General features: G+C 74.2%; 11 protein-coding genes and 1 pseudogene. 5 read left to right on the forward strand and 7 right to left on the reverse strand.

Going from position 1 to position 14,056, the window contains the following annotated elements:
* Positions 1–13: 13 nt before the first annotated feature.
* The gene (locus AB0P06_RS07085) at positions 14–1,009 is read left to right on the forward strand and encodes a DeoR/GlpR family DNA-binding transcription regulator (RefSeq protein WP_363605672.1); all 996 of its coding nucleotides are present in this window, start codon (positions 14–16) and stop codon (positions 1,007–1,009) included.
* A gap of 97 nt (positions 1,010–1,106) precedes the next feature.
* On the opposite strand, the gene AB0P06_RS07090 is transcribed toward AB0P06_RS07085, so the two are convergent.
* The 6 genes from AB0P06_RS07090 to AB0P06_RS07115 form a co-directional block, all read right to left on the reverse strand.
* Positions 1,107–2,882, reverse strand: coding sequence for a biotin carboxylase N-terminal domain-containing protein (locus tag AB0P06_RS07090; RefSeq protein ID WP_363605674.1), 1,776 nt, complete (start codon positions 2,880–2,882; stop codon positions 1,107–1,109).
* Between the two features lie 221 nt (positions 2,883–3,103).
* On the reverse strand, positions 3,104–3,904 hold the full coding sequence (locus AB0P06_RS07095; protein ID WP_363605676.1) for a hypothetical protein: 801 nt from the start codon (positions 3,902–3,904) through the stop codon (positions 3,104–3,106).
* Positions 3,905–3,998: 94 nt separating this feature from the next.
* Positions 3,999–4,601 carry a nucleoside triphosphate pyrophosphatase gene (locus tag AB0P06_RS07100; protein ID WP_363605678.1) on the reverse strand — a complete coding sequence of 201 codons (603 nt, stop codon included), beginning with the start codon at positions 4,599–4,601 and terminating at the stop codon, positions 3,999–4,001.
* Positions 4,602–4,662: 61 nt separating this feature from the next.
* A complete protein-coding gene (locus AB0P06_RS07105; RefSeq protein WP_363605680.1) occupies positions 4,663–4,788 on the reverse strand; it encodes a hypothetical protein in 126 nt (41 codons plus the stop codon).
* Between the two features lie 154 nt (positions 4,789–4,942).
* Complete coding sequence (locus AB0P06_RS07110) at positions 4,943–5,164, reverse strand: acyl-CoA carboxylase epsilon subunit (protein WP_363605682.1); 222 nt, start codon at positions 5,162–5,164, stop codon at positions 4,943–4,945.
* A gap of 24 nt (positions 5,165–5,188) precedes the next feature.
* Entirely contained in the window at positions 5,189–6,778 is a 1,590-nt protein-coding gene (locus AB0P06_RS07115; protein WP_363605684.1) for an acyl-CoA carboxylase subunit beta, read from the reverse strand.
* 218 nt (positions 6,779–6,996) lie between these two features.
* Here AB0P06_RS07115 and AB0P06_RS07120 point away from each other — a divergent pair, with 218 nt between their 5' ends.
* The 3 genes and pseudogenes from AB0P06_RS07120 to AB0P06_RS07130 all read left to right on the forward strand — a co-directional run.
* Positions 6,997–7,911, forward strand: coding sequence for a biotin--[acetyl-CoA-carboxylase] ligase (locus AB0P06_RS07120; protein WP_363605686.1), 915 nt, complete (start codon positions 6,997–6,999; stop codon positions 7,909–7,911).
* 171 nt (positions 7,912–8,082) lie between these two features.
* Positions 8,083–9,210: an adenylate/guanylate cyclase domain-containing protein gene (locus tag AB0P06_RS07125; RefSeq protein WP_363605688.1), complete on the forward strand. Its 1,128-nt coding sequence runs from the start codon at positions 8,083–8,085 to the stop codon at positions 9,208–9,210.
* Between the two features lie 441 nt (positions 9,211–9,651).
* Positions 9,652–10,677: pseudogene (locus tag AB0P06_RS07130) on the forward strand (sensor domain-containing diguanylate cyclase); the annotation flags it as partial.
* Positions 10,678–11,440: 763 nt separating this feature from the next.
* On the opposite strand, the gene fdhD reads toward AB0P06_RS07130, so the two are convergent.
* Positions 11,441–12,262, reverse strand: a complete 822-nt coding sequence (fdhD, locus tag AB0P06_RS07135; protein WP_363605690.1) for a formate dehydrogenase accessory sulfurtransferase FdhD — start codon at positions 12,260–12,262, stop codon at positions 11,441–11,443.
* 159 nt (positions 12,263–12,421) lie between these two features.
* On the opposite strand from fdhD, the gene hutH reads away from it, so the two are divergent.
* Positions 12,422–14,005, forward strand: coding sequence for a histidine ammonia-lyase (gene hutH, locus AB0P06_RS07140; RefSeq protein ID WP_363605802.1), 1,584 nt, complete (start codon positions 12,422–12,424; stop codon positions 14,003–14,005).
* Positions 14,006–14,056 lie beyond the last annotated feature (51 nt).

Here is a 14,056-nt window from a genome sequence, read left to right on the forward strand (position 1 = left end):
TACCGTCGGTTCTGTGTTTGCAGCAGAACGTCGCCAGTTGATCCTCGAAATGGTGCGCGCCAACGGAGCCGTGTCGCTCCGCGAACTGGCCCGCGTCGTCCAGACCTCCGAAGTGACCGTGCGTCGTGACGTACGGGCGCTGGAGGCAGAAGGGCTCCTCGACCGCCGTCATGGCGGCGCGGTGCTCCCCGGCGGCTTCAGCCGCGAACCCGGCTACCCGCAGAAGACCCACCTGTCCGCCGCCGAGAAGAGCGCCATCGCCGATCTCGCCGCCGGTCTGGTGGAGGAAGGTGACGCCGTGGTGGTCGGCGCCGGTACCACCACCCAGGAACTGGCCCGCCGACTGGCCCGGGTGCCCGGGCTGACGGTGGTCACCAACTCCCTGCTGGTCGCCCAGGCGCTGGCACACGCCAACCGGGTGGAGGTGGTGATGACCGGCGGGACCCTGCGGGGCTCCAACTACGCCCTGGTCGGCAGCGGCGCCGAGCAGTCGTTGCACGGGCTGCGGGTCTCCAAGGCCTTCATCTCCGGCAGCGGGCTGACGGCCGATCGCGGTCTGTCGACCACGAACATGCTCTCCGCGAGCGTGGACCGGGCTCTGGTGCAGTCGGCCGCCGAGGTCATCGTCCTCGCCGACCACACCAAGCTCGGCGCGGACACCATGTTCCCGACCGTCCCGACCGACACCATCACCCGGCTGGTCACCGACGAGCGCGCCGGTGCCGACGACGCCACGGCGCGTGAGCTGGACTCGCTCGCCGACTGCGGGGTGCAGATCGACCTGGCGCCGCTCGGCGCCGCCCCGGCCGGGGACGGCCCGGTGCACGGCACCGGCAGTGGGCCCGTACACCAGACCCAGCCCGGCCCGCTGCCCCGCCGGGCCGGTCCTCCGCCCGGCGGCGCCCCGCTGCCCGGCCAGCGCCGCCCCCCGGTGCACGGCGGCCCCGGCGGGCCGGGCGGACCGCTGCCGGGCCGGCTCGCCGAGCTGGGCGTCCCGCGCGGCCGCTGAGCCCCGCGGGACGGCCGGTACGAACGCGACCGGTCCGCACACCCTGGGGGGTGTACGGACCGGCTGTACCGACGGGGTCCGCCGGTTCGTGCTCCTGTCAGTCCTTGATCTCGCAGAGCGCGGCGCCGCTGCTGACGCTCGCGCCGACCTCGGCCTTGAGGCCGACGACGGTGCCCGCCTTGTGCGCGTTCAGCGGCTGCTCCATCTTCATCGCCTCCAGGACGATGATCAGCTCGCCCTCCGCGACGACCTGGCCCTCCTGGACGGCGACCTTGACGATGGTGCCCTGCATCGGCGAGGCCAGGGTGTCACCGCCGACCGCCGAGCCGGCCTTCTTGGCGCCGACCCGGCGCTTGGCCTTGGCCGCACCGGCCCCGCCCGCCACGGGGGCGGCCGAGACGCCCAGCGAGGACGGCAGCGAGACCTCGATCCGCTTGCCGCCGACCTCGACCACGACGGTCTCCCGGCCCTCGGCCTCCTCGCCCTCGCCGGCCGCGCCCGCGAACGCCGGGATGGTGTTGTCGAACTCGGTCTCGATCCACCGGGTGTAGACCGTGAACGGGCCCTCGCCGCCGTGCACCTCCGGCGCGAACGCCGGGTCGGTGACGACCGCCTGGTGGAACGGGATGGCCGTGGCCATGCCCTCCACCTTGAACTCGGCCAGCGCCCGGCGGGCCCGCTCCAGGGCCTGCTTGCGGGTGGTGCCCGAGACGATCAGCTTGGCCAGCAGGGAGTCCCAGGCCGGGCCGATCACCGAGCCGGTCTCGACGCCCGAGTCCAGCCGGACGCCCGGGCCGGACGGCGGCGCGAACAGCGTGACGGTGCCGGGGGCCGGCAGGAAGCCGCGGCCCGGGTCCTCGCCGTTGATGCGGAACTCGAAGGAGTGGCCGCGCACCTCCGGGTCGCCGTAGCCCAGTTCCTCGCCGTCGGCGATCCGGAACATCTCGCGGACCAGGTCGATCCCGGTGACCTGCTCGGTGACCGGGTGCTCCACCTGGAGACGGGTGTTGACCTCCAGGAAGGAGATCGTGCCGTCCATCGCCACCAGGAACTCGCAGGTGCCGGCGCCGACGTAGCCGGCCTCCTTGAGGATGGCCTTGGACGCCCGGTACAGCTCGGCGTTCTGCTCGGGGGTCAGGAACGGCGCGGGCGCCTCCTCGACCAGCTTCTGGTGCCGGCGCTGCAGCGAGCAGTCACGGGTGGAGACGACCACCACGTTGCCGTGCTGGTCCGCCAGGCACTGGGTCTCGACGTGCCGCGGGTTGTCCAGGTAACGCTCGACGAAGCACTCGCCGCGGCCGAAGGCGGCGACCGCCTCGCGCACCGCGGACTCGTACAGCTCCGGGATCTCCTCCAGCGTGCGGGCGACCTTCAGGCCGCGGCCGCCACCGCCGAAGGCCGCCTTGATGGCGACCGGAAGGCCGTGCTCCCGGGCGAACACGACGACCTCGTCGGCACCGGTGACCGGGTCCGGCGTACCGGCCACCAGCGGGGCACCGGCGCGCTGCGCCACGTGCCGGGCGGTGACCTTGTCGCCGAGGTCGCGGATGGCCTGCGGGGGCGGGCCGATCCAGGTCAGACCCGCGTCGAGGACGGCCTGGGCGAAGTCGGCGTTCTCCGACAGGAAGCCGTAGCCGGGGTGGACGGCGTCCGCTCCCGAGTCGGCGGCGGCCTTGAGCACCTTGGCGATGTCCAGGTAACTGGTACCGGGGGTGTCGCCGCCCAGCGCGTAAGCCTCGTCGGCCGCGCGGACGTGCAGCGCATCCCGGTCCGGCTCGGCGTAGACGGCGACGCTGGCGATACCGGCGTCCGAGCAGGCACGGGCGACGCGGACAGCGATCTCCCCGCGGTTGGCGATGAGCACCTTGCGCACTGTGGCTCCCTTCTTGAACCTGGTCGAGTTTATGGAGTTCTTGACGGTACCGGCGAGTAGCCCCAGGTTGTGAACTATCCCACACACAGGGTGATGCGCCCAGGGAGCCGGTCGGCCGGCCGTCGGGGGGTCTTCCCAGGTCGTGGCCGGTGGTGCCGACGGGGGCCGATCCTCGCAGACGGCGACAGGGCGGCGTGGCGGTGTGGTGACCCTGGCCGCACTCAGGCCGTGGCCGCTCCCGAGGCCGTGTCCGTGTCCGGCGCCGTGTCCGTGACCGCGTCCGTGTCCGGCGCCGGGACCGGGTCGGCCGGGCGCTCCAGCGCCTGCGCGGTGACGTCCGCCGCGAGCTCCACCACGTCCGGTCCGTACGCCTTCGGGTCGACCACCCGCAGGACGAGGGCGAAGGTGCCGTCTTCACCGTAACGCCGGGCGAGCCCGCGGTGGTTGGCCATCAGGTAGCGGACGCCGGCGTGGTTGGCGATCCCGGTCTGCCCGGAGACCAGGAACACCGGGCGCCCGCCCCCGGGGGTGGCGAGGCGGGCCAGCAGGGTGTGGACGTGCCGGTCCCAGTCCACCACGAACTCGCGGTCGCCCACGACGATGACGTTGTTCGGTCCCTCCGGCCCGCTGGTGACCCGCACCCCGGGCAGCCCCCAGGCCAGATGGGCGGCCATCCGTTCGTTGCTGCTCGGACCGCCGAAGCAGAGCTCGGTCTTGGCGCCCAGGCCGCGGTGGACGCTGTCGTGCGCGACCAGTTCGGCCTGCGCCCCGCACTCCTTGACCAGGGCCGCCAGCTCCATCAGCGCGTAGGCGTCGCGGCGGGTCACCGTTCTGGCGTGCGCGCCGGTGCCGACACTGCGGTTGACCACGATCAGGCACTCGCTGCCGGCCGGCAGCCCGAAGAACGAGCGCACCCGCTCCTGGCGCCGCCTCCGCCGCAGGTTCTGTCCCAGCCAGCCGAGCACGGCGCTGATCGCGCTGGCCACCAGGCCCAGCAGTACGTTGAGCAGACCGTCGGCCATCCGCCCGCCCCCTCCCCCGTCCGAACAGCGGCGGTCAGCCTAGCGGCGGTCGCCCGCCGCGACCATCGATGCCGCCGGAGCGCCCCGGCGGGTGCTACTTCGCCCAGAGGTCGGTGATGCGGACGCCCAGCTCCGCGAGCAGGGTGCGCAGCAGCGGCAGGGAGAGGCCGATGACGTTGCCCGGGTCGCCGTCGATGCCCTCGACGAACGGCGCCGAGCGGCCGTCCAGGGTGAACGCGCCGGCCACGTGCAGCGGTTCGCCGGAGGCGATGTAGGCGGCGATCTCCTCGTCGTCCGGGGTGCCGAACCGGACGGTGGTGGAGGCGGTGGCCGAGGACTGCTCGCCGGTGACGGTGTCGATCACGCAGTGCCCGGTGCGCAGCACGCCGGCCCGGCCGCGCATCGACCGCCAGCGGGCCAGCGCCTCGGCCGCGTCGGCGGGCTTGCCGAGCGCCTGCCCGTCCAGCTCCAGCACGGAGTCGCAGCCGATCACCAGCTCGCCGCCGGTCAGCTCGGCGGCGACCGCCTTGGCCTTGGCCTCGGCCAGGACGAGGGCGAGCTCGGCGGGGGTGGCGGCGCTGATCGCGTCCTCGTCCACGCCGCTGACCACCACGAGCGGGTCGAGGCCCGCCTGGCGCAGCAGCCCGAGGCGGGCGGGGGAGGCGGAGGCGAGGACGAGGGTGCGCTGGTCGGTCATGGCCACCAGGGTAGGGGGTGACGGTGTGGGCCGTTGGGGTACGGCGGCCCGGCCCGGGGGGTCAGAGCAGCAGCAGGACGGCGATCACCAGGGCGCAGGCGGCGAGCACCCGGCCGGCGCGGTGCAGCCGCTGCTGCATCCGCCGGGCCTCGGGGGAGGGCTCGTCGCGGGGGTCTGACCAGAGCACCAGTCCAGGGTGCGCCGCGCCCGGGCCGGACGCCTGAGTATCCGTACTCAGCTTTCGGGCAATCCGGGCCAACCGGCGCCGGAACGGACATGGCGGAAGCCGAAGCGGCGGAGCGGTAGGCCGGCCGGCCTCCCGCTCCGCCGGGCGGGGCGCCCTAAGCGGCCCAGCCGGAGGTGCGCCAGGCGTTGGCGCCGGGGCGCAGGACGGGGCGCATCCAGCGGGCGTGGTCGTTCCAGGGGGCTTCCGGGCCGACACCGGCGCGGCGGGCCGCCTCTGCGGCGGCCTGCGCGGCGGCGGCCCGGGCCTGGACCACCGCCAGGACGGTGGCGAGCTCCTCGGGGGTCGGCTGCCCGTGCAGCACGTGGATCGGGGCCATGGCTCAATCCTCTCGCGACTCGGGCTACAGCGGAATGTTTCCGTGCTTCTTGGGCGGCAGCACCTCGCGCTTGCCGCGCAGCGCCCGCAGGCCGCGCACGATGTGCCGACGGGTGTCGCTCGGCGCGATGACGGCGTCCACATAGCCGCGTTCGGCGGCCAGGTACGGGTTGAGCAGGGTGTCCTCGTACGAGGCGAGCAGCTCGGCCCGCCTGGTCTCGACGGTCCCGGCGGCCTCGGCCTCGGCGATCTCGCGCCGGTGCACGATGTTGACCGCGCCCTGCGCGCCCATGACGGCGATCTGCGCGGTCGGCCAGGCCAGGTTGAGGTCGGCGCCCAGGTGCTTGGACCCCATGACGTCGTACGCGCCGCCGAAGGCCTTCCGGGTGATCACGGTGATCAGCGGGACGGTGGCCTCGGCGTAGGCGTAGATCAGCTTGGCGCCGCGGCGGATGATGCCGTTCCACTCCTGGCCGGTGCCGGGCAGGAAGCCGGGCACGTCGACGAAGGTCAGCACCGGGATGTTGAAGCTGTCGCAGGTCCGCACGAAGCGGGCGGCCTTCTCGCTGGCGGCGATGTCCAGGCAGCCGGCCAGGTTCATCGGCTGGTTGCCGACGATGCCGACCGGGTGGCCCTCGACCCGGCCGAAGCCGGTGATGATGTTGCCCGCGTACAGCGGCTGGGTCTCCAGGAACTCGCCGTCGTCGAGGATGTGCTCGATCACCGTGTGCATGTCGTACGGCTGGTTCGCCGAGTCCGGCACCAGGGTGTCGAGTTCGAGGTCCTCGTCGGTGACGGTGAGGTCCGCCTCCTCGGGGAACGACGGCGGGTCGGAGAGGTTGTTGGGGGGCAGGTACGAGAGCAGGCTCTTGACGTACTCGACCGCCTCCTTCTCGTCCGAGGCGAGGTAGTGCGCGTTGCCGGACTTGGTGTTGTGGGTGCGTGCGCCGCCCAGCTCCTCCATGCCGACGTCCTCGCCGGTGACGGTCTTGATCACGTCGGGCCCGGTGATGAACATGTGCGAGGTCTGGTCGGCCATCACCACGAAGTCGGTGATCGCGGGGGAGTAGACCGCGCCGCCCGCGCAGGGGCCCATGATCAGCGAGATCTGCGGGATCACCCCGGAGGCGTGGACGTTGCGGCGGAAGATCTCGCCGTACAGGCCGAGCGAGACCACGCCCTCCTGGATCCGGGCGCCGCCGGAGTCGTTGATGCCGACGACCGGGCAGCCGGTCTTCAGCGCGAAGTCCATCACCTTGACGATCTTCTCGCCGAAGACCTCGCCGAGCGAGCCGCCGAAGACGGTGAAGTCCTGGGCGAAGACGGCGACCTGGCGGCCGTCCACGGTGCCGTAGCCGGTGACCACGCCGTCGCCGTACGGCCGGTTCTTCTCCTGGCCGAAGTTGACCGAGCGGTGCCGGGCGAACTCGTCGAACTCCACGAAGGAGCCCTCGTCCAGCAGCTCGGCGACCCGCTCACGGGCCGTCAGCTTGCCCTTGGCGTGCTGCTTCTCCACGGCCTTCGCGGAGCCGGAGTGCACCGCCTCGTCGATCCTGCGCCGCAGGTCGGCGAGTTTGCCGGCGGTGGAGTGGGGGTCGTACGGCGCCTCGGTCATCGGGTGGCTCTCCCTGATCCATGGGCCGCGTCCTGTTCAGTGGCGGGCAGGTCCGCACGGGACTCGCGCTTGAGGGCAGGGCGGCACAACGAACTACCGTTGGGTAGCGTAGCCAGCGCGTGGCGTTTCCCGTTATGGCCATCGACACAGTGTGTTAACGCGCGTTCTGCGGGACGATAAGGCGGCCTACGGCCTTTAGGGGACCTAGGGTTTCCCGCATGACCGACGCCAACGATGCACCGCGTGAGCCCGTCGTCCGCCGCCGCAGTGGTCTGCGCGGCCTCGGGCACGGCGGTCCTTCGCCCTGGACCGATCTGGACCGGCCGCCGCTGGACGCCGGGGCGCTCCGCCGTGACCTGGTCAGGGAGGGCGGGTTCTGGACCTCGCTGGACGTCGTCGCCGAGACCGGCTCCACCAACAACGACCTGGCCGCCCTGGCCCGGGCGGGCGCGCCGCAGGGCGCGGTGCTGGTCGCCGAGGTACAGAACGCCGGGCGCGGGCGGCTGGAGCGGCAGTGGACGGCGCCGACCCGGTCGGGGCTGTTCCTCTCCGTCCTGCTTCGCCCGGACGGGGTACCGGTCGAACGGTACGGCTGGTTGCCGATCCTGGTCGGGGTGGCGGCGGCCAGCACGCTGAGCCGGGTCGCCGAGGTCGAGGTCGGCCTCAAGTGGCCCAACGACCTCCAGGTGGTCGTGGACGGCACGGAGCGCAAGCTCGGCGGCATCCTGACCGAGCTGAGCGGCGGCGCGGTGGTGGCCGGCCTGGGCCTGAACGTCTCGCTGCGCGAGGCCGAGCTGCCCGTCCCCACCGCCGCCTCGCTGGCGCTGGCCGGGGCCGCGGTGACCGACCGGGCCACGCTGCTGCGCGCGCTGCTGCGCGAGTTCGCCGACCTGTACGCGGAGTGGACGGCCGCCGCCGGGGACCCGCACGCCAGCGGCCTGCTGCCCGCGTACACGGACCGCTGCACCACGCTCGGCCGGCCGGTGAAGGTCCTGCTGCCGGGCGACCGGGAGCTGCTCGGCGAGGCGGTGGCGATCGACGGCGACGGCCGGCTGGTGGTCCGGACGCCCGACGGCGCGCGCCGCGCAGTGGGCGCGGGGGACGTCGTCCATGTGCGCCCCGAGCCGCGCTGAGCGGCAGTCTTCACCTCTCCTTGACCCGGGCTGATGCCCCGGATCGAGCGATTCCGTGCGAACATTCCACCTGGCAGCAGTGTGAGGCGCGCCACTGCCCGCCGGGTGGCGGGCGCGCCCCCGGACAGGCAGGACACGAGGCAAGTGCGGCAACCGCACGGGGACGGACCGGTGGCAGAGGACGGCGGCAACGGCGGTACGGCGGGCACCCACGACCAGACGGTCGCGCTCGACCTGGAACGCCTGATCCTGGACGCGCCACGCCGCTACACCCCGTACCAGGCCGCGCGGGCCGCCGACGTCCCGATGGAGCTGGCCACCCGGTTCTGGCGCGCGATGGGCTTCCCGGACATCGGGCAGTCCCGGGCGCTGACCGACGGTGATGTGATCGCGCTGCGCCGGCTCGCCGGTCTGGTGGAGTCGGGCCTGCTCAGCGAGACGATGGCGATCCAGGTGGCACGCTCCACCGGACAGACCACCGCCCGGCTGGCCGGCTGGCAGATGGACACCTTTCTGGACAACCTCACCCAGTCCGTCGAGCCCGGCCTGACCCGGGCCGAGGTGGCGTACCCGCTGGTCGAGCTGCTGCTGCCGGAGCTGGAGCAGTTCCTGGTGTACGTCTGGCGCCGGCAGCTGGCCGCCGTCACCGGCCGGGTGGTGCAGGCCGCCGAGGACACCGAGATCACCAGCGGCCGGCTGGCGGTGGGCTTCGCGGACCTGGTCGGCTTCACCCGGCTGTCGCGCCGGCTGGAGGAGGAGGAGCTCGGCGAGCTGGTCGAGACCTTCGAGAACACCTGCTCCGACCTGATCGCCGGCCAGGGCGGCCGGGTGATCAAGACGCTCGGCGACGAGATCCTCTACGTCTCCGAGGATCCGGTGACCGCCGCCGAGATCGCGCTCAGCCTGATCGAGGCGCTGGCGGAGAACGACACCATCCCCGCGCTGCGGGTCGGCATGGCCTTCGGCACCGTCACCTCGCGGATGGGCGACGTCTTCGGCACCACCGTCAACCTGGCCAGCCGGCTGACCTCGATCGCGCCCAAGGACGCGGTGCTGATCGACGGCGAGTTCGCCACCGCGCTGGAGCAGCACGGCAGCGTCGCCCCGGCCGACGCGGACGGGCCCGGGCTCGCCGAGGCCCTGTCGGCCGCCGCCGGGATGCCCGCCCCTGGTCTGCCGGTGCCCGGGCCGGACGCCGGGCACCGCTTCAACCTCCAGCCGATGTGGCGCCGGCCGGTGCGCGGGCTCGGGCTGGTCGAGCCCTGGCTGCTGTCGCGGCGCCCGCGCACCCAGCCGTAGCGGCCCGCCCCGGGGACGGCCGGTGGCCGACGGGTGACGGTTGCCGCGCGGACGCAGGTGGGCTCGCGGCCGGACCGGGGTAGGAAGGGGGCGGATGTTGCTCGGACGGCGCCCGGGTGACGGTCGGACGCCGGCCCGGTGATGGCCGGACGGCGGTCGGCCGGTGGGTATCCGTACGGCTGAAACCCGTACGGCCTGGCGGACCGATCCGGGCAAACGGGGCATAACCGAGCGAAACCGCCATAGTCTTGGTGCAAGCGGCCGGATGGGTGCGGGGCTCGGCAGGGGGCGCCCCGGGGGCCGAGCAGGACCGAGCACAGGGAGCGAGGCGAGCCGGTGAGCAGTGAGGCGATCGTGACGGACCGCGACGTCGACCGGGCGCCGCAGCCGCCCGTCGTTCCCGATCTGCGGCTGACGTCCGTGGTCGAACTCGCCCAGGACATGGCGGGGGCGCTCACCCCGCTGGAGGCCGTCAGAGCGGCGGCCGTCCGCGCCACCGAGGCCCTCGGCGCCACCATGGCGGCGGTCTCGGTCTGGGACCGCGAGTCCGGCCGGCTGCGGGTGCTGGTCAACCACGGCGAGCTGGCGCCGGGGGAGGAGGAGCTGCCGGAGGACGAGTCCTACCCGGTGGCCGACTTTCCCGAGATCGTCACCTATCTGGAGGAGCGCTGGACCACCGGCCGGCTGCCCCGCGCCTGGGTGCAGACCGCCGAGAACTCGATCCCGCACCCCGGGCACTCGCACCCGACCGCGGGCGCGTACTGCCAGGAGCGCGCGGCCGCGCTGCGCCGGCGCGGGCGGGCCTGCTGCGTGGTCGCCCCGATCGTGCTGCACGGGCAGGCCTGGGGCGAGCTGTACCTGGCGCGGACGCTCGGGCAGCCGGAGTTCACCGAGGCGGACGCCGACTACGCCACCCTGCTGGCCGCCCAGGTCTCGGCCGGTCTCGCGCAGACCGAGCGCCTGGCCGACCTGCGCAAGCTGGCCTTCTCCGACCCGCTGACCGGCCTGGCCAACCGCCGGGCCGTGGACGCCCGGCTGGAGAGCGCGCTGGAGGCGCACAACCGGGACAACACGGTGGTCTCGCTGGTGGTCTGCGACGTCAACGGCCTGAAGCGGGTCAACGACCAGCTCGGCCACGAGATGGGCGACCGGCTGCTGGAACGGTTCGCCCACCAGCTGTCGCTGGCCGCCGCCAAGCTCCCCGGCAGCCTGGCCGCCCGGCTCGGCGGCGACGAGTTCTGCCTGCTCGTCGAGGGCCAGAAGGCCGACGAGGTGGTCGCCGTCGCCGAGGAGCTGTGCGCGCGGGCGCTGGCGCTGGCCGAGGGCGAGGGCGTCGCCTGCGGGGTCGCCTCCACCGGGGACTCGATCGGCCCGGTCACCACCCCCGACCGGCTGTTCCGGCTCGCCGACGCCGCCCAGTACCGAGCCAAGGCCGCCCGCGCCGCCCACCCGGTGGTGGCCGGGCGCAGCCACGGCCCCGGCTTCTCGCCCGACCCGACCGTGCTGCTCGCCGACGCCGCCGACCCGCACCACCGGGCCGACGGGCGGGGCCGGCACGCCGGCCGGGCGGGGGCGGGCGACCGGCGGCGGTTCCGGGGCGCCGCGCACAGTGCGGACCCGGGCCAGCTGCTCACCGCCGTGCTGTCCGCGCTGGACCAGCACGGCTCGGTCCGCGCGATCCACCCCGCGGACACCATCGGCAAGCTGGTCGTCGTCGCCGAGACCTCGGCCCGGCTGCTGGACACGGTCGGCTGGTGGGTCTCGTACGTGCCGCCGGGCTCGCAGCTGATGCGGACCGTGCGGCACGCCGTCTACCGGATGACCAGCGGGCCGAGCAGCAGCCGGGCGGAGACCCAGCGGGCCCAGATCGAGGCCCCGGACGCCGTCTTCGACCTGCGGCACTACCCGATGACCCGGCGGGCGGTGCGCGGTGGCGCGTTCGCGCTGCGCTCCGGGGCGGCGGGGAACGACCCGGCCGAGGAGGCCGTGCTGGTGGTCTCCGGCTACCGGGGGATGGTCGCGGCGGGCGGGCAGAACGCGGCCGGCGGCTGGCTGGTCGAGCTGTTCGCGGACGACGCCACGCTGCCGCTGGGGCAGGTCACCGCCGCGATGCGGGCGCTCGTCGCGGTGGCCCTCTCCGGCCCGGCCTCGCCGCCCCCGGGGTAGGGCGGCGCGGCCCGCGCGGCCGACCTGGTCGAGGCGCGGCTGCCGGGCGGCGGCGCGGGAGGGGTCAGCTGATCCGGTCGGGGCGGGTGTAGACGTTGGCGCCCTCGCCGCGCAGGAAGCCGACCAGGGTCAGACCCAGCTCCTCGGCCAGGTCCACCGCGAGGGAGGACGGCGCCGAGACGGCCGCCAGCAGCGGGACGCCCGCCAGCGCGGCCTTCTGGGTCAGCTCGAACGAGGCCCGGCCGCTGACCAGCAGGACGTGCCCGGCCAGCGGCAGCCGGCCCGCGCGCAGCGCCCAGCCGACCACCTTGTCCACCGCGTTGTGCCGGCCGACGTCCTCGCGCGCGCAGAGCAGCTCGCCGGTCGCCGGGTCGAACAGCCCGGCGGCGTGCAGGCCGCCGGTCGACTCGAAGGTCCGCTGCGCCTCCCGCAGCCGGTCCGGCAGCCCGTACAGCAGTGCCGGGGGGACGGTGAGCGGGTCGTCCGCGACCTTGTGGCGGACGTGGGTGCGGACGGCGTCCACGGTGTCGCGGCCGCAGAGGCCGCAGGCGCTGGTGGTGAGCAGGTTGCGGTGCGCGGAGAGCGGGAGCGCCCCGGGGGTGCGCAGGGTCGCGTCCACCACGTTGTAGGTGTTGGCGCCCGCCTCGTCCGTCCCGGCGCAGTAGCGCAGCGCCGCCAGCTCGTCGGCGGTGTGGACCAGGCCCTCGCCCACCAGGAACCCGGCCACCAGGTCGAAGTCCTGCCCCGGGGTCCGCATGGTCACCGTCAGCGGCTCGCCGCCGAGCCGGATCTCCAGCGGCTCCTCCGCCGCCAGGGCGTCCGGCCGCGTACTGCGCCCGTCCCCGCGCAGCCGCACCACCCGCCGCCGCGCCGTCGCTCGCGTCATGGCACCTCCACCTCCGTACGGTCCCGTGGCCACCAGCGTGCGTCAATGGCCCCGGTGTCCGAGAATCCTGCCTGGGGTTCCTGACCGGCCGCCGGCCGGGGGTTCCATGATGAGCCAGGACGGTTGTCATATCTTCATTCACCTGATGTGATGGTGTATATGGATATGCACAGTGCTGTGGCCCCCGACGCGCCGCTCGTCCAGGTCGGCAAGGCCGACGTCAGCGCCGAGGACGTGCTGGCGGTCGCCCGGGGGAACGCCCGGGTCGAGATCGGTCCCGACGCGATCGCCGAGATGGCGGCCGCCCGCGCCCGGATCGACGCCCTCGCGGCCGAGCCGCGCCCCGTCTACGGCGTCTCCACCGGGTTCGGTGCGCTCGCCGTGCGGCACATCAGCCCCGAGCTGCGGGCCCAGTTGCAGCGGTCGCTGGTGCGCTCGCACGCCGCCGGGATGGGGCCCGCGGTGGAGCGCGAGGTGGTCCGGGCACTGGTCTTCCTGCGGATGAAGACGCTGGCCTCGGGCCGGACCGGGGTCCGCCCGCTGGTCGCGCGGACCATGGCCGCGATCCTCAACGCCGGCATCACGCCGGTGGTCCGCGAGTTCGGTTCGCTCGGCTGCTCCGGCGACCTCGCGCCGCTGTCGCACTGCGCGCTCGTCCTGATGGGCGAGGGCGTGGCCACCGGCCCGGACGGCGTGGAGCGCCCCGCCGCCGAACTGCTCGCCGCGGCCGGCATCGAACCGGTCGAGCTGCTGGAGAAGGAGGGCCTGGCCCTCATCAACGGCACCGACGGCATGCTCGGCATGCTGGTGATGGCCATCGCCGACCTGTCGCGCCTGTTCACCACCGCCGACATCACCGCCGCGATGACCCTGGAGGCGCTGCTCGGCACCGAGAAGGTGCTCGCCCCCGAGCTGCACGCCCCGATCCGCCCGCACCCCGGCCAGGCGCTGAGCGCCGCCAACATGCTGGCCGTCCTCAAGGACTCCGGCCTCACCGGCCACCACCAGGACGACGCGCCGCGCGTCCAGGACGCCTACTCGATCCGCTGCGCCCCGCAGGTGGCCGGCGCGGGCCGCGACACACTCACCCACGCCCGGCTGGTCGCCTCCCGCGAGCTGGCCGCCTCGGTGGACAACCCGGTGGTGCTGCCGGACGGCCGGGTGGAGTCCAACGGCAATTTCCACGGCGCCCCGGTGGCGTACGTGCTGGACTTCCTCGCCATCGCCGCCGCCGACCTGGGCTCGATCTCCGAGCGCCGCACCGACCGGCTGCTGGACAAGGCCCGCTCGCACGGGCTGCCGGCCTTCCTGGCCGACGACCCGGGCGTGGACTCCGGCCTGATGATCGCCCAGTACACCCAGGCGGCGCTGGTCAGCGAGAACAAGCGGCTCGCGGTGCCGGCCTCGGTCGACTCGATCCCGTCCTCCGCGATGCAGGAGGACCACGTCTCGATGGGCTGGTCCGCCGCCCGCAAGCTGCGCCAGTCGGTGGAGAACCTCGGCCGGATCCTCGCCGTCGAACTCACCGCCGCCGCCCGCGCGCTGGAGATCCGTCAGCAGGCCGACGCCAGTGGCACGGTGGCCCCGGCCACCGCCGCCGCGCTGGCCGCCGCCCGGGCGGCCGGGGTCGGCGGCGCGGGCCGCGACCGCTTCCTCTCGCCGGACCTGGAGGCCGCCGCCGCGCTGGTCGCCTCCGGCGGGCTGGTGCGGGCGGTCGAGCAGGTCACCGGGCCGCTGGCCTGAGCCGTGGCGGTCGCGGGGCGGACGGGAGCGGAGGCGGGGCCGGTGGCCCCG

The organism is Kitasatospora sp. NPDC088351, from assembly GCF_040685575.1.
GTDB lineage: Bacteria > Actinomycetota > Actinomycetes > Streptomycetales > Streptomycetaceae > Kitasatospora.